The organism is Fusicatenibacter sp., from assembly GCF_050872605.1.
Lineage (GTDB): Bacteria > Bacillota > Clostridia > Lachnospirales > Lachnospiraceae > Fusicatenibacter.
In genome coordinates, this window is record NZ_JBNMHD010000005.1 from 33,152 (window position 1) to 54,497 (window position 21,346).

The window sequence follows — 21,346 nt, forward strand, 5'->3', positions numbered from 1 at the left end:
CCTTTTTGATAGATTTACTTCTTTTTATTTACCGTGTAAGCCCAGCGGTGCAGCGCATCGTGCGTGATCAGTTCCTTGAGCCCACAGATAGTACAGAGGTCATAATACTGGGAAAGCTGCACCGGACAGCCAAGCTGTCTCGAAAGATAGCGGTCAATGTTCGGAATCCTTGTGCTTCCGCCGGTGATGTAAATGCCCTCTTTCTGGATATGATCGTGGATCTGCGGCGGTGTACGCTCCAGCGCATGCTTGATTTCCTCGCCGATCTCATTAACACCGGAAAGGAGTGCTTCGTTTACGAGGGAAGAAGTAATGATCCCTTCCATTGGAAGACCGGATGCACCATCTACGCCGCGCACCTTCCGCGCCTCTTTTTTGTCTGTTCCAAGATCCGCCAGCGCAATCTTGACACGTTTGGCTGTTTTGGAGCCAATCTGGAAATTGTTTTTGCGGCGGTTCAGATTGCATATCGATTCGTTGAACTGTTTTCCGCCTACCGGGATGATTCTGGAAAAAATAACCCTCGCGTTGGCGATAACAGAAATCTCTGTGCTCTGCGCTCCGATGTTGACAATCATGGAACCCTTCGTGCGGTTGATCGGAATGCCAAGTGCCAGCGCATCCGCGATTGGTTTATCCACAAGATACATGCGGCAGTTTTTTAAGGCTCCCTTATGTGCAATCGTATAATAAGAACGCCGTTCAATCTCTGTCATATCGCAGGGAACTGAAAAATACAGCTCCGGGCGGTATCCCATGTGGCGCGTACAGCGGTGGAGAAGCGTGTGCAAAACGGCTTCTACCATCAATACATTCGCAATGCGTCCGTTGCTCATGGGGGTAATTACCTCGATATTGGAAGGCGTTCTCTCGTGCATTTCATATGCGTAATTTCCAACGGCAATCACCTGTTCGCGGTTGCGTATGGCAATCATATTTTTTTCTTTTGTGATTGTGTCTTTCTTCAGGTCATAGATTTTGACGGTACTGGTGCCAAGGTCTATGCCGTATACATTTCGAATCTGCATCGTGCTCCTTTAACTTGTTCCCTTCCCTGGGGCATTTCTGCCTCGGATTTTCGGGATCAGATTCCCTGTTCCAGCATGCTGGTATAACAGTGATCCCCGATAATAATGTGATCCAGCAGGGTAATGCCGAGCATTTCGCCCGCCCGCCGGATCTGCCGTGTCACGGTAATGTCGTCGCCGCTTGGTTCCGGGATTCCGCTTGGGTGGTTGTGAACCAGCAGAATATGAACCGCACGGAACTGAAGTGCCGCAAGAAAAAGCTCCCGCGGCGAAATCATCGTCGCATTGACCGTTCCTCTTGTGATTTCCTTTTCTCCGAGAAACTGATTCTTCGTATCCAGCATCATGCAGAGAAGAACCTCCTGATCCTCGTGGCGGAGCCGTTCCATGTAATAATCCGCAATGGAAGCCGGATCATGAAAACAGAGTCCTTTTCTCGCTCCTGCCGCAGCCATGCGTTTGGAAAGCTCGCCGATGCACTGGAGCTGGATCGCCTTTACTTCCCCGACACCGCGGATCTGCAGAAGTTCCTGTCTTGTACAGTGATAGAGTCCTAACAGGCCCTCCTCTTTTCCGGGAAGGGAAAGAATCTCTCTTGCGAGCTCCAGGGATGTTTTTCCCCTTGCCCCGCATCGTAAAATGACAGCCAGAAGCTCCGCGTCGGATAAGCTTCCCGGGCCGTTTTCCAGGCATTTTTCATACGGCTGTTCCATCATCGGCAGGTTTCGTAATCCATTTTTTCTCATGTATTCCTCCCACCACTCTTCCGGGAATTTTCATGGAATACATCGGTTTGAATCACCCATCATTCTAGCACAACTTTCCGCAGATGTATAGGAATTATGAAAAATTCATATATTTTTTTGCAATTTCCTCTGCCGTTTTTAATCCGTCCATGGCTGCGGAAGTGATGCCTCCCGCATAGCCTGCGCCCTCTCCGCACGGGTAAAGACCGGTAAGCGACGGACTTTCGAGCGTTTCATTTCTTACAATGCGGACCGGTGACGAGGTACGCGCTTCCACACCGGAAAGAACGGCGTCCGGACGGGAAAAGCCGTGGATTTTCCGCTCAGATGCACGAATGCCTTCCACAAGGGAGTCTCCGATAAATGCCGGAAGAACTTCCCGCAGATTGGCGAAAGTCCATTCTCCGCAGATGGAAGGGGTTACCTCTCCAAGTGCTGTAGAAACTCTGTTTTCACAGAAATCCCCAAAAAGCTGCACCGGAACTTTGCCTTTTCCGGCTTTCCACGCAGCGTGTTCAAGCGCTCTCTGAAATGCCACGCCATCGAGCACGTCCGGCGTTCCCTCTACATGGTACGGGCGGTAGTCTTCCGGCGTTACGGTGACAATCATAGCGCTGTTTGCATTTTCGCCTTCCCGGTCAGAATAACTCATACCGTTGACGCAGGTGCGCTCCGCTTCCGAGGACGCATTGACAACATAGCCGCCGGGACACATGCAGAATGAGTACACACCTCTTCCGTTTTCACACTGATTGGTGAGCTTATACGGTGCTGCCCCAAGGAAATCCGGTGCATCCGGTCCGTACTGATCCTCCGTAATCATCTTCTGCGGATGCTCAATGCGGACGCCGACTGCGAAGGATTTTGCTTCCATGGAGATCCTGCTCTCGCAGAGTTTGAAGAAGGTATCACGTGCGGAGTGCCCGATCGCAAGGACTGCCGTCTCCGCAGCAATCTTCTCGGTTTCATTGACCGTTACAGAGGTAAGTCTGCCGTTTTCGATCCCAAAGTCCGTCACTTTTGCCCCGAAACGGACTTCTCCGCCCCAGGCTTCGATCTGTTTCCGCATCGTCGTCACAATTCCGATGAGCTGATCGGTGCCAAGGTGCGGTTTCTGATCGTAAAGAATTTCTTCCGGCGCGCCGCATTCCGTGAAAATCCGCAGCACCTCACGATTTCTGCCGGATGGGTCCTTCACCGAAGTGTTTAATTTTCCATCCGAAAACGTACCGGCTCCGCCCTCTCCGAACTGTACGTTCGATTCCGGGTTCAGAACACCGGTTTTCCAGAATGCATCGACACTCTTCTTTCTCTGCTCCGCGGATTCGCCGCGCTCCAGAACGAGCGGACGGTAACCATGCTTTGCCAGAACATAGGCGCAGAAAAGCCCTGCCGGACCGCTTCCGATGATGACCGGCCGGTGAACAAGGGGCTGTTCTCCGGATTTTTGGAACACGTACGGCTTTTTCTCCGCTTTTACAATCTGATTATTTTTCACTTTCCGCAGTACGGCATTCTCATCTTTCACTTTTACATCAAGCTGATAGACGTACTTTAATTCCGATTTTTTTCTGGCATCAATCGAGCGGCGTAAAAGCTCAATTTCCTGCAGATCGTGTTTTCCGATTTTCAGTGTTTTTCTTATTTTCTGTTCCAGTTCCTCCTGTGTGTGGGTAACTGGAAGCTTTAATTGCTGTATCCGAATCATGCATGTTCTCCTGCTGCAGCTCTTCCGGCTGCGCTTCCGCTGGACCAGGCCCACTGGAGATTATAGCCGCCGCAGACGCCGTCGACGTCCAGGGCTTCTCCCGCAAAGAAAATGCCAGGGTGCTGTACCGATTCCAGCGAATCCGTAAGCTGATCGAGCGTGATGCCGCCCGCACACACCTGGGCTTTTCCAAAGTCGGTCTGGCCGGTGATCTGTAAACGATATGATTTGATGGCGCCTGCCATTTCTTCCGGTATCTTTTTCTTTCCGATCAGAACCGGAATGAGTTTTTCCGGAAGAAGGCCGATCAGAAGCTCTTTTGGCGCTTTATACGGGCAGGTTTCCTGCCGTCTGACAAGTTCTGCAGTAAGCTCCGCTTCCGTCAGCTCCGGGAAGAAGTCTACGAGAAGTTCAGCGCGTTTTTTCTGCATGCAGGCGCGCACAGCGAACCGGGAAATCTGGAATACCGGGATGCCGGAGACACCGTAGTCGGTAAGCTGCAGCTCTCCCTGTTCCGTCAGAATCTCCTGATTTTCAACCAGAAGCGTAATCTTCGCGCGCACCCGAACACCCGCCCAGGAGGAAAACTGGTTTCCTTTGCAGCGGAGCGGGCAGAGGGCCGGGGAAAACGGAATCGAAGCGAGCTGAAGCTGATCGGCAAATCGAAGTGTATCTCCGTCGGAACCGGCGATCTGGGAAGCACAGCTTCCACAGCAGATGATGACGCTGTCAGCCGGGTACTGCCATCCTTCGGTGCGCACCAGATAACCATTTTCGGCTTTTTCCACTGCAACAGCCGTTTCCCGTGTCTTGATTTTTACTTTTCGGAATCTGGCTTCCAAAACCAGCAGATCAAGAACGGACTGTGCCTGTTCGCTTGCCGGATAAAGCCATCCCTCACGGCTCCGGATGCGGATGCCGAGCTGTTCAAAAAACTGTTCGGTATCCTGTTCGGTAAACTGTTCGAGAACGTGTGATGCACGCTCCTGATTTCCGGTGCGATAGCACGATGCATCCTGATAACGGTTGGTAAAATTGCACCGTCCGTTTCCAGTCGCAAGGAGTTTTTTGCCCGGTTTATCGTTCTTTTCCAGAACGGTGACTGCGGCACCGAGACGGGAGGCCCAAATCGCCGCCATCAGCCCGCTCGCGCCGCCGCCGATAATTACCACATTTTTTGCCATTATAATGTCACCATACCGGCATCGACCAGTTTCTGAAGGCTCATCAGAATACCGAATTTTGCGTGCTGCCACGTAAGACCGCCCTGGAAGTAGACAGCGTACGGCGGTTTGATCGGGCCGTCAGCGGAAAGTTCAATCGAAGATCCCTGCACGAAAGCACCAGCTGCCATGATAACCGGACTGTCGTAGCCTGGCATATCCCACGGTTCCGGAGAAACGAAACTGTCGACCGGGGCAGCTGCCTGGATACCCTGGCAGAATGCGATGACGCCTTCCGGTTTTCCAAAGGTTACCGCCTGAATGATGTCGTGACGGCTCTCGGTTCCGTTTGGAACAACGGCAAATCCTAGTTTCTCATAAACATTTGCAGCAAAGACAGCACCTTTTAATGCCGCTGCGGTAACGGTCGGTGCCAGAAAGAATCCCTGGTAGAAGGAACCGTTCACACCGAGTGTTGCGCCAACCTCTTTTCCAAGTCCCGGGGAGAGCAGACGGTATGCTGCATTTTCCACGTACTTTTTCTTTCCAACAATGTAACCGCCGGCCGGAGCCAGTCCGCCGCCCGGGTTTTTGATCAGGGATCCGACCATCAGATCTGCACCGACATTGGTCGGTTCGATCGTCTCCACGAACTCGCCGTAGCAGTTATCGACCATACAGATGACATCTGGTTTGATATTTTTAATAAATGCAATCAGTTCACCGATGCGGGTAACAGAAAGCGTCGGTCTGGTCTGATATCCTTTCGATCTCTGAATCGTCACCATCTTTGTCTTTTTGTTGATGGCATTTTTGATTCCTTCGTAATCGAAAGAGCCGTCCTCTTTTAAATCTACCTGGCGGTAAGTTACGCCATATTCCGCAAGAGATCCGACGGACGGGCGGATGCCGATCACTTCCTCAAGGGTGTCGTACGGTTTTCCAACAGGAGAAAGCAGTTCGTCGCCCGGGCGGAGATTTCCGGAAAGCGCCGTTGCAAGCGCATGGGTTCCGCAGGCGATCTGCGGGCGTACCAGTGCATCCTCAGTACCGAAGCACGTTGCATAGACCTGCTCCAGCGTATCACGTCCCAGGTCATTGTATCCGTATCCTGTGGTTCCATATAAGCATGCCTCGCTGACCTTGCTTGCCTGCATGGCGTGGATGACCTTTAACTGGTTGTATTCTGCGATTTCATCAATTTTTGCAAAACGCTCTTTTAATTCTTCCTCAATTTTCGTTCCAAATGCGAAAACCTCTTTGGAAATGCCAAGTGTGCTGTACATAGCAGCTTTTTCTGTCAACATGATTATTCTCCTTCTTCCTTTGCATCGGCCGAAACGATTTCGTTCCAGCGATCCAGCATATAGGATAATATTTTTTCTTCGTCGTAGTCAAAATCCGGCTTGTTCAGCCAGATCACATCCTTTTCCCGGCGGAACCAGGTCAGCTGCCGTTTGGCAAAATGACGGGTGTCCCGCTTGATGATATAGACGGCCTCCTCCAGCGTGCATTCGCCCGCAAGATACGGGAACAATTCTTTGTAGCCCAGTCCCTGCATGGAGACAAGATCTCTTGTGTATCCCATTTCTTTCAAACGGAAAACTTCATCAACCAGTCCGTCGCGGATCATCTGATCGACGCGCCTGTCAATGCGGTCATACAGAATCGAACGTTCGTCGTTCAGCACAAAATAAGCAGAACAGTACGGAGATTCCTTCTGCTTCTGCTCCTCGTTGTGCTCCGAAATCTTCTGTCCTGTCTCGTGATAATATTCCAGCGCCCGGATTACACGTTTTACATTATTCGGGTGAATCGTCTCCGCGGAAGCAGGATCAACCTCGGAAAGTTCCCGGTACAGTTCTGCCGCGCCTTCCTCCGTTGCTGCTTTTTCTTCCAGCTGTTTCCGGATCGGCAGTTCACCGTGCGATTCCGTAAAATCAACTTCTTTTAAAAGCGCCTGGATATAAAATCCGGTGCCGCCCGTCACGATCGGAATCTGTCCGGCGGCGTATATTTTTTCCATCGCTTCATGCGCCAGTTCCACAAACTTCACGACGTGAAACTCTTCGGAAGGATCGAGCACATCGATCAGATAATGCGGAACGCCGCACATCTCCTCCGGGCGGATTTTGGCAGATCCGATATCCATATGGCGGTAGACCTGCATAGAATCCGCGGAGATAATGGCCCCATTCACCGTTTTGGCAAGCGAAATCGACAGCTTCGTCTTGCCGACGGCGGTCGGGCCGGTCAGGATAATCAAAGGTTTTTTCAAAAAAATCACCTACACAATTCTCTTAAATTTCTTTTCCAGTTCCCGCTTCGAGAGGGAAATGATCGTCGGGCGGCCGTGCGGGCAGTGGTACGGATCTTCGAGCGTCAAAAGCTCGGCAATCAGCTGTTCCGCCTCCGCATAGGAAAGATGGTTGTTCCCCTTGACAGCGGCCTTGCACGACATGGTCGCCAGACGGTCTTTTAAGATCTCCAGCGGCTTTTCGCGGACATCCTCGAGATTGTCAAGAATCTCGATAAACAGTTCTTCTGTCGCAATGCCGTACAGATTGTGCGGCACAGCGTTGATCGCATAGTCCTTTCCGCCGAACGGGGAAATTTCATAGCCGAAGGACTGGAAGACATCCATGTAACGGGTCACAAGATCTGCTTCCTGCGGCGTTAAGGAGACGATCAACGGAGGACTCACCATCTGGGATGTGACGTTCTTTTCCCGGTAATTCTTCATCATCCGTTCAAACAGCACCTTCTCGTGTGCGGCATGCTGATCGATGATATAGAGATTCTCGCCGTACTGAATCAGCCAGTACGTATCGAAAACCTGGCCGATAATGCGGTGCAATTTCTCTGCCTCCGGGGTAAGAAACTGCTCATCAAAGAGCTGCATCTGGCCTTCCGGCTCAGACGAAGCGGATGCAGATGAACGTTCTTCCGGCATGGAAGGCGTCTGCGGAACCGTCTCTGGCTCCTGCGGATGCTGTATTGCTTCCACGCTTGAGCGGCCTGCTGGATTTGTAACTTCCTGCTCCGCATTGCTGCTCTCCTGCTGCTCCCACGCTTTTACATCCTTATTCCGCGCTGCTGCCTGCTGTGATTCAGCCATACGATTCGGTGTCTCTGTTTGTTTCAGAAACGTCTGAGAGGTCTGCGGCAAAGCAGTCTCCTTTTGCATTGGCATTTCTGCTGCAGTTTCAGCTGAACTCAGAACCGCCGTTTTTTCTGTCTGCACAGAATGATCTGCCGTCTTTGGCACGTTTCCTGCACCCGGCTCAAACAGTTCTTCCTCTTCCCGCGTCATTCCCGTCGTCTGCTGAACCGGCACATACGTTTTCGCTGCGCGGTATCCATTTCGTTCCACCTCCGGAAAAATCGGCATTCTTCTGCTCTGGCTGGAAACCGGCTCCACCGGAAGGGACTGCCGTGCAAAGCCTTCTTTTACCTGCCGTTTCTGCTCGAACGGTTCCGGAACAACAATCTGTTCTTTCCGTGCCGCTTTTTCCTCTGCTTTCCGTTCCCTGTCGGAAGAAAGCGAAACCTTCACAATCTGCTCCCTGTGATTCAGCGCATCCGAAATCATATCACGCATCTGGCGGTAAATCTCCTCCTGATGGGAAAAACGAAGTTCCATCTTCGTCGGATGCACATTGACATCCACCGCCTCTCCATCCATCTGGACATAGAACAGCGTAAATGGATATTTATGCTGCATCATCGATGTCTGATATCCGTCCTCGATCGCGCGGGCCAGCAGCTTGCTCCGCACATACCGTCCATTCACGTAATAATTTTCAAAATTCCGGTTTCCCCTTGAAATCACCGGTTTTCCGATAAAGCCGTCGATCGTCATCAGCGGGCTTTCCGAGTGAATCTCGATCAGCTCCCTCGCGATGTCGCGGCCGTAGATATTATAGACCAGTTCTTTTAAATTCCGGTTGCCGCTCGTATGGAGCTTCACCTGTGAATTCACCATATATTTAAACGAAATCCCCGGGTGCGACAGCGCAAGCTGCTCCACAACGGAAGTCACCGCATTCGCCTCCGTAACCGGCGTTTTTAAGAATTTCTGACGAGCCGGCGTGTTGTAAAAAAGATTCCGGACCAGAAAGGTTGTTCCGGTCGGGGCACCGACCTCCTCATTGGCCTTCTCCGCGCCGCCCTCAATCACATACCGCGTTCCCGTCAGCGCATCCGGCGTTTTCGTAATCATCTCGACCTGCGCAACCGCCGAGATACTCGAGAGCGCCTCGCCGCGGAAGCCAAGAGATGCAATCTGCACGAGTTCTTCCACGGAACGGATCTTACTCGTCGCGTGGCGCAGAAAAGCGAGCGGCACCTGTTCGGCCGGAATGCCGCTTCCATTGTCCGTGATCCGCACCAGCGAAATACCGCCATCGCGGATTTCCACGGTAATTGCCGTTGCGCCGGCATCCATTGCGTTTTCTACCAGCTCTTTTACCACGGAGGCCGGCCGCTCTACGACCTCACCGGCCGCAATTTTATCAATCGTATTCTGATCCAGTACTGCTATGGTAGCCATGTTAATCCTTTCTGTTCCCAACCCAACTGCTTATTGCTTCACGCAAGGGAAGCAGGGGACTTGCTTGATTCGGTTAAATTTTCATTTACCGTGGTTTATTTCCAGCGGTTCTTTACCTTTCCCTGGAAACGGTACAGCGTATTTAATGCATCCATCGGTGTCATATTCGAAATATCAAGCTCCGAGAGTTCTTTAATGATATCGTCATCCTGTACCGTATCGAACAGTGACATCTGCGCCATATCAACCTCGTCGTAGTGAACCGGCTTTGCTTTTGGCTTCTTCTGCATTGTCAGATCCTTGACTGCTGCGGTAATATCGGCATCACTTAACTGCTCCACCAGCTCCTGGGCCCGGGAAAGCACCGACTCCGGCACACCTGCGAGGCGCGCCACCTGGATCCCGTAGCTCTTATCTGCACCGCCCTGTACAATTTTACGCAGGAACACAATATCGTCTCCCTTTTCCTTGACGGCGATACAGTAATTGTGTACTCCCGGCAGCTTTCCTTCGAGCTCCGTCAGTTCGTGGTAATGTGTCGCAAACAGCGTTTTCGCACCGAGCAGCTTCGGATTCGCCACATGCTCGATGACCGCCCAGGCAATCGAAAGACCATCAAACGTACTCGTTCCCCGTCCGATCTCATCAAGGATCAAAAGACTGTTCGCGGTCGCATTCCGTAAAATATTTGCCACCTCCGTCATTTCGACCATAAATGTACTCTGGCCGCTTGCAAGGTCATCGGATGCGCCGACACGGGTAAAGATCCGATCCACAATACCGATGTTTGCCTTCGAAGCTGGAACAAACGAACCGATCTGTGCCATCAGCACAATGAGGGCCGTCTGGCGCATATACGTCGATTTACCGGCCATGTTCGGTCCGGTGATGACAGAAACGCGGTGGTCACCGTTGTCAAGCAGGGTATCGTTTGCGATAAACATATCGTTTGGAATCATCTTCTCGACCACTGGGTGACGGCCGTCCTTGATATCAATCTTTCCGCGGCTGTTCAGCTTCGGACGCACATAGTGGTTGTGCTCGGCAACGTAGGAAAGCGATGCATACACATCGAGCCGTGCCAGAGCCTGCGCCGTGCGCTGAATCCGCTCCGCCTCACCGGCAACCGTATCGCGCACCGTACAGAAAAGATCGTATTCCAGCGCATACAGTTTATCCTCCGCACCGAGAATCGTATCCTCGAGTTCCTTGAGGCGCGGGGTAATGTAGCGCTCCGCATTCGTCAGAGTCTGTTTTCTCGTATAGTAATCCGGGACGAGATCTTTAAACGAGTTTGTAACCTCCAGATAATAGCCGAATACCTTGTTGTATTTGACTTTCATATTTTTGATACCGGTTTTCTCGCGCTCACTTGCTTCCAGCTCACTCAGCCACTGTTTTCCCTCAGTCTTGGCGTGACGGTAATTATCGACCATCTCGTTGTAGCCGTCCTTGATCATACCGCCGTCGCGCATCAGATACGGCGGATCATCGACGATTGCCGCATCGACAAGCTGATAGAGGTCCTCGAGCGGGTCGAGATCCTCCTGAATCTGTGCCAGAGCGCCGCCGTCAAACGAATTTAAGAGCTGTTTGATGTAAGGCAGCATCTGCAGCGATGATTTAAAGGCAATCAAGTCACGCGGATTCGCGGACTGGTAGCTGATTCTTCCGACGAGACGTTCGAGGTCATAGACCGGGCGGAGGTATTCGCGGATTTCCTCGCGGATCATCGCCTGCCCTGTCAGAGCCTCTACCGCATCGAGTCTTGCATTGATTTCATCCTCGTCGATCAATGGCTGCTCCACGTAGCTTCGAAGAAGACGTGCGCCCATCGCCGTGCGTGTTTTATCAAGAACCCAGAGCAGGGAGCCTCGCTTCTGCTTCTCACGCAGTGTCTCCACCAGTTCCAGATTCCGGCGGCTGGAGCTGTCGATCAGCATATATTTGTCTGTCACATACGGTGTAATCGAATTCATGTGAGACAGATCCGATTTCTGTGTCTCGTGCAGATACTGGAACAGCGCACCGGCTGCAATTGTTCCGCAGTTGTAATCAGCGATGCCAAGGCCCTCCATGGTCGCCGCATGGAACTGCTCCTGCAGCGTATGGCGGCAGATGTCATCGTCGAAATACCAGTCTTCCAATGCATTGACGCAGATATGAAGACGGGTCTGGAGATCCTCCACATCAATGCCGCAGAGCAGGAATGACTGATTGCAGATGATTTCCGCCGGCATAAACTTCGTGATCTCATCCACAAGGCGGCGCGGCTTGTCCATTTCCGTGACGAGGCACTGGCCGGTGGAGATATCTGCCGTAGAAATGCCAAAGCATCCCTCCATGCAGACGATCGACATGATGTAGTTGTTCTTTGTCTCATCGAGTCCCTGCGGGATCAGCGTCGTACCCGGTGTGACAACGCGGATGACTTCGCGCTTTACCATGCCCTTTGCCTGTTTCGGATCCTCCATCTGCTCGCAGATCGCAACCTTATGGCCGTTCTCTACAAGACGGTTGATATACCCTTCTGCAGCGTGATACGGGATACCGCACATCGGAGCGCGCTCCTCCATGCCGCAGTCCTTTCCGGTCAGCGTAAGCTCAAGTTCTTTGGATACCAGGGTGGCATCCTCGAAGAACATTTCGTAGAAATCACCTAAGCGGTAAAACAAAATGGTATTAGCCGGGTCAGTCAAGCCTGTCTTCGTCTGGCAATAATGTACCATCATCGGTGAAAGCTTCTCACACTGATCCAGCGCATCCTGTGCTGTCACAGGCCGCGTGGACATCAGTGCCGGCGCTTTTACCGCTGTGTTTTTTGTTTCTGTATCATTCATTTGTATTTCATACCTTTTCTCAAGAATAAATATAAGAAGTATAACAAACGTCATACCTGCACAATTTTAGCATGAAACCAGAAATTGTGCAAGATTCACAAGCGTATAAAATGCCCCCTTCCTGTCAGTGGTTTTTTCTCAAAACCAGCCGTCCAGGAAGCGAGCATTCCCTTTAATTTTTCTTTTTTTGTCTCCATTTCGAGAAGGACGAACCAATCAGCATGATCAGAATAAAAATGACAGCAACCGTTTCATAAATCTGCACGCCGGTGTTGACAGGATTGTCGTCAATCGAACGGTAATCCCTCGCCAAACGCCACAGCATTGCCATCCGGTCCATGAAATCAATCTGCCGCGTGCCGTCCGTCTCGGTCTTAAAAACGGCACAGTAAAGATTCGTGTACCACTGGTCAAGAAGACTGACCCCGGATCGCCCGATCTTTCCGCTGCCGATCTCCTCGTCATTTTCATCATACAGAATCCTTCCGCTTCTCGAACTCTGGTAATCGAGCGGCGTCTCATCCACATCAAGGAAAATCAGTCTTGTATCTTTTCCATAGGAGGTATCCACATACTGCTCCTGCGCATAGCCAAGACACGTACCGGATGCGTCGTAATAGCCGTACGTCGTGCCGGAGTTTTCTTTGGCATTGATGGGCTCATCCTCCACATAGTCAATCGAAAACCACTCCTCATCGTTGATGTAGACTGTATTCTTCTGAAGATAGCCCGCCACTTTTCCGTCCGCCACAATCTTCGTCTTTCGTTTGCTTCCATACAGATCAAAGTAGTTTTGTCGTTTTTCTCATAGATTCCCCTCTCTTTCTTTTGTCAGGACCGATTGGAAAGACCGCCGTCCTTGTCGCGTGCCAGTTCTCTTGCCGCCATCACAGCGAGTGCGGTCAGCTGCGGCAGATATTTTGCATCGTAGACAATCAGAAACGCATTGTCGAACATGATGTTTCCGACGGTAAGATCCATATTGTCGACGATGGCGCCGATCATGGTTCCGTTCAGTTTTATCTTCCGTGAAAGTGTAAATCTGGGACGCCGAAATCTTCTGAAACGGCTGTACCGTTCCGGTTTTGACGAAATGCTCCAGATTCGCTTTTAATTCGCTCTGGAACATCATCAGATCGGAATGGTAGCTTAGATGGTCTGCGAGGTTCTCTGCAACATCTTCATGAATCGGATACACAGGTGTGGTGAGTTTCTTTTTGATAAAGCCTTCGATGAAGGAATATCCCAAATAACCGACATGACCGTCTTTGGTCAGCCAGAAGTAGAGATATTCTCCCTTGGCGTCCGGTCCGAAAACGAGTGCTTTCTGCCGCATCGTGTAGAATTTTGCAAGCCATGCAGAACCGAACGGTGTATCGACGTTCTTGTAAGCCTCATAAAATTCTTCGATTTTCCGCGGCTTCTCCATGGAGATCATGGCAATCATATCCGTCATGGAATTGTAGCTCTCCGGGGTTGCCATGGACCAGATAGCAATGCCGAAAATCAGGACAACCGTGGCGATGGTGAGTGTGATCGTCTCTCCGTAACCGACCGCCATCAGATAGATGCCCAGCAGCGTGACAGCGCCTCCTGCGATGCGGAATTTCCATTTTCTCTTTTTCAACTGAATACCGCCTCCTCTCTTTTCATTACTTTTATTGTACTTGCTCCCCTTTTTGTGTCAATTGAAACTCGCTCCTCCGCTCTATTTTGTTCTGCCTAGCGGGACAAAGAAAGCGTGTTGGCGCATCTTTTTTGTCAGAATGCATCCGGCACGCTTTGTTTCAAAAATTTAATGAACGAAAAGAAATTATGAAATTGGAATCACGCGTCCCGTTTCTGCCACAGTTCGGTGGGAAATGGAAATTACGGTACGGTTTTTGGAAACCCTTTGCAATGCATTTAATACCATTTTTTCCGTCTCTGCATCAAGGTTTGCGGTAATCTCATCGAGGAGCAGAATTTCAGGCTCCGCTGCGGCTGCGCGGGCAATCGAGAGGAGCTGCCACTGACCCTGTGAGAAGAGATCCTGTGTACAGATCGTATCATATTGGTCCGGAAGCGCCTCGATGGTCTTTGCAAGTCCGGTCAGCTCTGCTGCTTTTTTTACATCTGTATCCGAAATCTTTGCATCATACAAAGTAATCTGGTCTTTTACCGATCCCGGCACCATGTGGAACGACTGCTCCACATAGCCGAAAACCTTTCGTTTCTTTGCATCCGGCAGATCGACAGATGGAACGCCCCAAATCAGAACCTTTCCTTTCTGTGGTGCATATAAACCGAGCAGCAGTTTGAAAATGGTACTCTTTCCGGCACCTGTTCGTCCCGAAAGTGTTACCTGCTCGCCTTTTTTGATCTGCAGACTCACATCGTTTAAGATGACCTGGCTTTCGTCATATCCAAACGTCACATTTTTTAACTCAGCCGCCATGCCATAATCTTTATTTGCAGTCAGCGCAGCCGGCTCTTTCTTCTCTTTCAGGCTGTAAAATTCATTGATTCTTTCCATACCGGCAAACGCAGACTGAATCGTCTGGATTTCCATACCAAGGCTTTCGACCGGAGTAAAGATCTGGGAAATATAGTTTATAACAGCAACGGCGGTTCCGGCGGACATGCCGAACAGCTTTAAAACGGTCGGATTGCCGGAGGCCGAAAGCAGCATGACAACAGCAACAACAATGGCATTTAAAATCAGGATTACCGGAGAATAGACGGCATCGTAAAAATTGGTCTTCTCCATTGCGCTGTAGCTGTCATCAATATAGTGCGCATACTGCTGCTCCATATACGTCTCTTTCTGCAGACAGTGGATGGTACGGATGTTGTGCAGCGTTTCCGGAACGTGACCCGAAGCACGGCTGACTGCACGGCGGTTGGCAATCTGGGAGGCCAGCATGTTTTTCTGGACATAACGGGTAAAGAAGAACAGAACAGGGAGTAAAATAATCAGAACAATCGTAAGTCCACGGTTAGTCACCCAGATGACGGTAAGAATGCTTAAGATTTTGCACGCATCGGCAAACATACTGATGATCCCGGAGGTAAACAGGTTTTCCACTGTGTCGACGTCACCGACAAATCTTGATACGAGAGCGCCCGGCTCCTGGCGGTTCAGCTCGTTGGCGGAAAGGCGTCCGAACTTTTCCATCAGACTGCTTCGGAGTGCATGTGTAATTTTCTGGCCGAATACCGTCAGAAGACTCTCTCTTGCCGACTCCAGAAGACCCGTCAGGGCAAGAAGTCCGAAATACAGCAGAATTCCTTCCATCCAGAGGGTATGCTTATTTGTCAAAAGGTCAATCAGTTGTGCCAGCACAAGCGGCGGGAGCAGTGCGAAAATAACCGCACCGTAGACGACTGCAAAAAGTGCGGCTGATAAAACGCCGTGTTTTCTAACGGTTTCTTTGATTACCCGCAATACAGATTCTTTCTTTTGCATCAAAAGCTGCCTCCCTTCGTCTGATTGCTGCAGAGCTTTGCGTAAGACGGAACCGTTGCAAGGAGTTCCTCATGTGTGCCGACTTTCGTATGGCGCTCATCCATCCAGATGACCTGATCCATCTGATCAAACAGATAGAGGCGATGGGAAATGAGGATCATAATAGAGTCTTTTGCCAGTTCTTTTAAATTTGCAAAAATCTGTGCTTCCGTCTTCTGGTCGAGTGCCGAAAACGGATCGTCGAGAATCAGAACCGGCCGTTTGTGATACAGAGTTCGCGCAAGGGCAAGGCGCTGCGCCTGACCGCCGGAGAGACGGACACCGCCCGTTCCGACCAGAGTATGAATTCCGTTTTCCATTGCTTTCACTTCATCTTCCAGGCAGACGACTCGGATCATCTCCTCTGCGCCCTCTTTTCTGCCGAGACGGATATTATCTTCCACGCTTCCATGGAACAGCTCCGGGTCGTGGCCAAGATAACCGACCATGCGGTTCCGGTCTGCTTTTTCCATCTTTTCCAGCTCTTTTCCGCCAAAGGTGATGCTTCCCTCATACGGCGACTCGCAGAGAAAAGTCTTTCCCAGCGTTGACTTTCCGCATGCGACAGGTCCCGTCACACCGATCATCTGGCCAGGAGCCGCCTGAAACGACAAGTCATGGATGATCTCTTTTCCGTTTGGATAGGCAAAATGCAGGTGATCGACGTTAAGCTCTGCAGGCGCTGCGGCCGGAAGCTCCGGTTCGGCTTTCGAATTTTGCAGCAGAGGTTTGATTCGTTTCCAGGAAACCTGCGCTTTATGCACTGCATTAAAAAGCTTTGCTGCGCTCGATGATTTGGTGGCAAGCTTCGTGTAGCAGGACAAAAATGTGGTAAATACGGCAATGGTCCACGGTGTCCAGCCCTCATGCAGGACGTTTCTGCCTCCAAAATACAGGATAAACAGAATGCTCGTCATCGAGATCATACGGTAAATCGGCGGCATAGCTGTATTCCAGATATTGGCGCGCACAGCGGCGGATTCATAAGCCGAAAGATTCTCCTCATAAGCGGCCTTTCTGTCCTCCTCACAGCCAAAGACACGATACGTGATGGCATTTGTCGCACGGTCCAGGGTTGCAGCACTTAATGCACCCGACTGTACCTTATAGGCAGCGCCCGTTTTCTGTACCATGACCTTCATCTTTTCGGCAATCACATAGGAAACCGGTGGGAAAATCATGCAGAGAAGAGCCAGTTTCCAGTCGTACCAGAGCAGCATACACGCATAGGCGAGAAGAGCAACACCGGTATCAAAGATTTCCGTTGTAAATTTCCGCATTCCTTCTACGCAATCGTCTACATCGAGAATGGCCTTCGTCAGTACAGTTCCGGTACCTTCCGCTTCCAGCTCCAGACGGCTTTTGCGAACCAGCGTTCCGTAAAGAATCTGCTTCATATGCCGGTTGACGTTGTTGGCAAATCTTCTGACATAGAACCGTTTGAAATAGCGGGAAACCTGCACAATGCCAATACTCACGACATAGGCCGTGACCAGCATCAGCATCTGGTGGAAGGTTCCTGTGCCACCCAGGAGATCAACCAGCTTTCCTGTCATTTTTCCCTCAAACCAGGGACCTGCAAGAAGTCCCAGATTATAGATGAGGCCGGAGACCGTAACAAAAAAGAGGGTTTTCCATTCTTCCTGAAAGTAAGAGAGCACCCGGTTCGGGCGAAAGGTTTCATCCTTCATCGCTGCTGCCTCCTTCTGCTGTTGCGTTTATTGTTTTATCTGCTTTTTCACTTAAAATTTTTGAAAGTTCCGCAAAATGATTCTGACGTTCTCTCTTCGATTTCCAGTACAGCTTGTCCAACGTTCTGCAGAAGTTTTCTGCCTCCTCTTTGGGAAGCTCCGAGAGCAGCCATTCGTAAAAGACCGTTTCAATCTCCGCTTTGGAATTTTTCAGGGATTCTGCTTTTTCGGTAGCATACAGAAGCTGGCTTCTGCCGTCCCACGGATTCGGCTTCCGGACCAGATATCCTTTTGCCTCCAGGTTTGCAGCACGTCTTGCGGCAGCTCCTTTATCAATCTTCAGCTGTTCGCGCACTTCCGTCTGCGTGATGCCGGGATTGTGGCGCACCAGATGGATAAAGTCAAATTCCGCCGTGCCGATGCCTTCTTCCTTCATCGCCTGAACCGTAAATTTCCCGGCTTCCCGTGCGATTTTCGTTATTTTTCGTTCGGTTGGATCCATTTTTATGCTCCTCCTGTTCTGTTTTGCATGTCCTAAATAGATGTATATGCAACTAATTAGATGATAGTACAACTAAATAAAATTGTCAATCCCATTTGAAAAAGTCTGTCAAAAACTGAATTTCATCAAAAATCCGTTCTTCTTCTGGTTGACGAAGTTCCGCCCGCCCTCTATAATAGAGATATTCGGCTGAAAAAAGAACAGCCAATCTATCAATAAGGAGATGTATCTTATATGGAAAAGAAACATGCGCGCGGCAGCTTTACCGGCTCCATCGGTTTCGTGCTTGCTGCTGCCGGAAGCGCGGTTGGACTGGGAAATATCTGGCGTTTCCCTTATCTTGCCGCAAAAGACGGAGGCGGAACTTTTATTTTGGTTTATATCGTACTGGCTCTGACCTTCGGATTTACGCTGCTGACAACGGATATTGCCATCGGCAGAAAAACGGGACAAAGTCCGCTTGTCGCTTACGGTAAAATTCACCCGGGCTGGAACGGCCTTGGCCTTCTCGCCAGTATCGTGCCGGTTGTCATTCTGCCTTACTACTGCTCCATTGGCGGCTGGGTATTAAAATACCTGTCTGTGTTTCTCACCGGACATGGCACTGCTGCTGCAAAGGATGGTTACTTTACCGGCTATATTACCGGTACATGGCAGCCGATTGTGTGGTTGGGAATCTATCTTTTTCTTACCGCATTCGTTGTATACCGTGGTGTCAATAAGGGAATTGAAAACTACAGCAAAATTCTGATGCCGATCCTTCTGATTTTAATCATCGGAATTTCCATTTTTTCGCTGACACTGACCCATACCGATGCAGACGGTGTAGTCCGTACGGGACTGCAGGGTATGAAAATTTATCTCGTTCCGAATTTTAAAGGAATGACGCCGCAGAAATTTTTCACCGTCTTTGTCGATGCACTCGGACAGCTTTTCTTTTCGATCAGCGTTGCGATGGGTATCATGGTTGCCTACGGTTCCTACGTAAAAAAAGAAACAAACCTGATGAAATCGATCAATCAGATTGAGATTTTTGACACCATCGTTGCGCTGCTTGCCGGTTTGATGATCGTTCCTGCTGTATTTACCTTTATGGGAGCAGAGGGTATGTCCGCTGGCCCTGGTCTGATGTTTGTCTCCCTGCCGAAGGTCTTTCAGTCCATGGGAGCAGCAGGCGGCGTAATCGGAACCATTTTCTTTCTTATGGTCTCCTTTGCAGCCATTACATCTTCCGTATCGGTCATGGAATCCATTGTTTCCTGTATGATCGACAAATTTCACATCAGCAGAAAGAAGAGCACTGTGATTGTAACGGTTTATGCGTATCTCGTCGGTATCATCGTATGCCTCGGCTACAATGCGCTTTATTTTGAACTGAAGCTTCCAAATGGCGCAACGGCTCAGATCCTGGATGTCATGGATTTTATCAGCAATAACCTTCTGATGCCGCTTGTCGCACTTCTCTCCTGTATTCTGATCGGATGGGTTGTAAAGCCGCAGGTCATCATCGATGAGGTGACGCTGGGAGGATATAAGTTCGGTCGAAAGAGGCTGTATATCGTCATGGTGAAGTTTATTGCACCCGTGCTCCTTGCCGCACTGCTGCTGCAGTCGTTCGGCATCTTAAGCGTCTGATCACTGCGATACCAGATTGCTACGTGCTTTGCACTCACGCAATCTTCAAAAACATTCGTAATCCGCTCATTTTCTTTCGAAAAATGGCTCCTTACTTATGTTTTTGGCGAGTCAAGAGATCAAAAAAGCATGTTTTCCGGTGGCTTTTCCAGAAAACATGCTTTTTTTGTGCCTGTCTGCACATAGTTCTAACAGGTGAAACCCTTACATCCTGCGAATTAACGTTCCATTTACACCAAGTATCTCTCCATCAAATTCCCGGGCAAAAAGTACTTCCCCGTCTCCTTTTACTTTTATCTCCTCATCCGATGCGTTGAGCAGAACTTCGATTTTATTTCCCTCTTCGTCTAGTTTAATATACTCTACACACCGATCATTTTCATAGCCATTCGGAAAATGGAAATGCAGGCTTCTGCACACTTTTTCATTTCTTCGAAGCATGATCAGTTTCCGCATCGTTGCAATTTTTTTCTGATTCTCTTCGCTTTCAATTTCACTCCAAGGCATACATCTTCTGCAGTCCGGATCATGAGCGCCTTCCATTGCGATCTCTGTTCCATAATAAATACAGGGGCTTCCCGGAAGCGTAAAAAGGACTGCAAGCTGCTGGTAGAACTTATCCAGATCGTGAAAACGGTTCATCAGCCTCTCGGTATCGTGGGAATCCAGGAGATTAAAAAGTACATCGTTATTTTGTTGCATATACATGGTATAGCAACGGTTTACCATATATTCAAATTCTTCTTTTTTCATTGTTTTATCAAGAAAGAAATCATGGATTCCGCTCAGCAGCGGGTAGTTCATGACAGAATCATATTCATCTCCCTGCAGCCACTGGCTTGCATCATGCCAGATTTCCCCCAGAAGATAAATATCCGGCTTTATCGTTTTCAAATGCTCTCTTATCCGCTTTAAAAACCTGTGTGACACTTCGTTTCCTACGTCGAAACGAATTCCGTCGATATCAAACTCCCGTACCCAGTCCTCGCAGATTTTACAGAAATACTGTATCACCTCTTCCTTGTTTGTGTTCAGCTTTGGCATCCCGTCTGTAAATGCAAAGGAATAGAACCGCCTGTCTCTGGTGTCTCCCCTTTTTTGAACCTGATCCCAGTCTTCTACCATAAACCAGTCCACATAACGAGACTCCTTTCCATGCTCCAGGATATCTAGCCACGGCTCAAATTTTCTTCCACTATGGTTAAACACCGCATCTACCATAATACGGATTCCTTTTTCATGCGCTTCTCTGCAAAGCGCTTTCATCGTCTCTGCATCGCCAAAGGACGGATCTATTTTTGTATAATCGGTCGTATCATATTTGTGGTTGGACTCTGCTTTCATGATCGGATTCAGATAAATACCGGTAATCCCAAGTTCCTGCAGATACGATAATCTCTGACGGATCCCTTCCAGGTTTCCTCCGAATTTCTCCTCATTTGTTACAGTTCCGTGATTTCTCCAGGATGTGATATCATCTCCGTTTTTTTCCGGTGTCCCGTTGCAGAACCGATCCGGGAAAATCTGATACCAGATCGTTTCGTTTACCCATGCCGGTGTGCGATTGATATCTGCCGGGTTCATCCAGGGTACAATAAAGCACTGCTGCATACGGCCATCCATCCGGAGCTGTTCTTCTGTCAGAAAACCATCCTCAAAATAATACCAGACTTCCTTTTCCGTCCGCAGCTCGAAATAATATTTGCATCTTTTGTATTCCGGAAGAAGCGTTGTTGTCCACCAGATTTGATAAGGCAGACGTTTTTTATATATCATTTCCTCTCTTTTTCCGATCCACTTTTCTTTTCCGCCCAAAATTCCGGCTTCGTAAGGATCTCCGTAATGGATAAATACCTGTTTTACATCATATCCTGTCTTGATATTTACGATCAGTCTGTCCTCATCCAGGGCATAACTCATCTGTTCTGAAGTTTTATGGTATACACCGCTAAATTCCATCTCATTTTCCTCCCGCATAGCTCTAAAGCTGTTTT

General features: G+C 49.7%; 15 protein-coding genes. 1 reads left to right on the forward strand and 14 read right to left on the reverse strand.

Features of this window, described 5'->3' with window-relative positions; genetic code table 11:
• Positions 1-14: 14 nt before the first annotated feature.
• From ACY2VT_RS02895 to ACY2VT_RS02955, 13 genes are all read right to left on the reverse strand, one after another.
• On the reverse strand, positions 15-1,028 hold the full coding sequence (locus tag ACY2VT_RS02895; protein ID WP_055217830.1) for a rod shape-determining protein: 1,014 nt from the start codon (positions 1,026-1,028) through the stop codon (positions 15-17).
• A 56-nt stretch (positions 1,029-1,084) separates the two neighbouring features.
• The gene (gene radC / locus ACY2VT_RS02900) at positions 1,085-1,774 is read right to left on the reverse strand and encodes a RadC family protein (protein WP_461878809.1); all 690 of its coding nucleotides are present in this window, start codon (positions 1,772-1,774) and stop codon (positions 1,085-1,087) included.
• Positions 1,775-1,868: 94 nt separating this feature from the next.
• Positions 1,869-3,482 (reverse strand): NAD(P)/FAD-dependent oxidoreductase, encoded by a 1,614-nt coding sequence (locus ACY2VT_RS02905; RefSeq protein WP_461878810.1) that lies wholly within the window; start codon positions 3,480-3,482, stop codon positions 1,869-1,871.
• Positions 3,479-4,666, reverse strand: coding sequence for a BaiN/RdsA family NAD(P)/FAD-dependent oxidoreductase (locus tag ACY2VT_RS02910; protein WP_461878811.1), 1,188 nt, complete (start codon positions 4,664-4,666; stop codon positions 3,479-3,481). The genes ACY2VT_RS02905 and ACY2VT_RS02910 overlap by 4 nt, the downstream gene beginning before the upstream one ends.
• On the reverse strand, positions 4,666-5,952 hold the full coding sequence (locus ACY2VT_RS02915) for a methionine gamma-lyase family protein (RefSeq protein ID WP_055228136.1): 1,287 nt from the start codon (positions 5,950-5,952) through the stop codon (positions 4,666-4,668). The genes ACY2VT_RS02910 and ACY2VT_RS02915 overlap by 1 nt, the downstream gene beginning before the upstream one ends.
• A 2-nt stretch (positions 5,953-5,954) precedes the next feature.
• Complete coding sequence (miaA, locus tag ACY2VT_RS02920) at positions 5,955-6,923, reverse strand: tRNA (adenosine(37)-N6)-dimethylallyltransferase MiaA (RefSeq protein ID WP_461877268.1); 969 nt, start codon at positions 6,921-6,923, stop codon at positions 5,955-5,957.
• A gap of 9 nt (positions 6,924-6,932) precedes the next feature.
• Positions 6,933-9,197: a DNA mismatch repair endonuclease MutL gene (mutL, locus tag ACY2VT_RS02925; protein ID WP_461878812.1), complete on the reverse strand. Its 2,265-nt coding sequence runs from the start codon at positions 9,195-9,197 to the stop codon at positions 6,933-6,935.
• A 95-nt stretch (positions 9,198-9,292) separates the two neighbouring features.
• Complete coding sequence (gene mutS, locus ACY2VT_RS02930) at positions 9,293-11,929, reverse strand: DNA mismatch repair protein MutS (protein ID WP_461878850.1); 2,637 nt, start codon at positions 11,927-11,929, stop codon at positions 9,293-9,295.
• 280 nt (positions 11,930-12,209) lie between these two features.
• Positions 12,210-12,788 carry a hypothetical protein gene (locus ACY2VT_RS02935; RefSeq protein WP_461878813.1) on the reverse strand — a complete coding sequence of 193 codons (579 nt, stop codon included), beginning with the start codon at positions 12,786-12,788 and terminating at the stop codon, positions 12,210-12,212.
• Positions 12,789-12,842: 54 nt separating this feature from the next.
• Positions 12,843-13,664 carry a hypothetical protein gene (locus ACY2VT_RS02940; RefSeq protein ID WP_461878814.1) on the reverse strand — a complete coding sequence of 274 codons (822 nt, stop codon included), beginning with the start codon at positions 13,662-13,664 and terminating at the stop codon, positions 12,843-12,845.
• Positions 13,665-13,850: 186 nt separating this feature from the next.
• Positions 13,851-15,485 (reverse strand): ABC transporter ATP-binding protein, encoded by a 1,635-nt coding sequence (locus ACY2VT_RS02945; protein ID WP_461878815.1) that lies wholly within the window; start codon positions 15,483-15,485, stop codon positions 13,851-13,853.
• Positions 15,485-17,215, reverse strand: coding sequence for an ABC transporter ATP-binding protein (locus ACY2VT_RS02950; RefSeq protein WP_461878816.1), 1,731 nt, complete (start codon positions 17,213-17,215; stop codon positions 15,485-15,487). Before ACY2VT_RS02950 ends, ACY2VT_RS02945 begins: the two co-directional genes overlap by 1 nt.
• Complete coding sequence (locus tag ACY2VT_RS02955) at positions 17,205-17,717, reverse strand: MarR family winged helix-turn-helix transcriptional regulator (protein ID WP_461878817.1); 513 nt, start codon at positions 17,715-17,717, stop codon at positions 17,205-17,207. The genes ACY2VT_RS02950 and ACY2VT_RS02955 overlap by 11 nt, the downstream gene beginning before the upstream one ends.
• A gap of 234 nt (positions 17,718-17,951) precedes the next feature.
• Here ACY2VT_RS02955 and ACY2VT_RS02960 point away from each other — a divergent pair, with 234 nt between their 5' ends.
• Entirely contained in the window at positions 17,952-19,352 is a 1,401-nt protein-coding gene (locus ACY2VT_RS02960; RefSeq protein WP_461878818.1) for a sodium-dependent transporter, read from the forward strand.
• A gap of 204 nt (positions 19,353-19,556) precedes the next feature.
• Here ACY2VT_RS02960 and ACY2VT_RS02965 read toward each other — a convergent pair whose 3' ends face one another.
• Positions 19,557-21,311, reverse strand: a complete 1,755-nt coding sequence (locus ACY2VT_RS02965; protein ID WP_461878819.1) for a glycoside hydrolase family 13 protein — start codon at positions 21,309-21,311, stop codon at positions 19,557-19,559.
• Positions 21,312-21,346 lie beyond the last annotated feature (35 nt).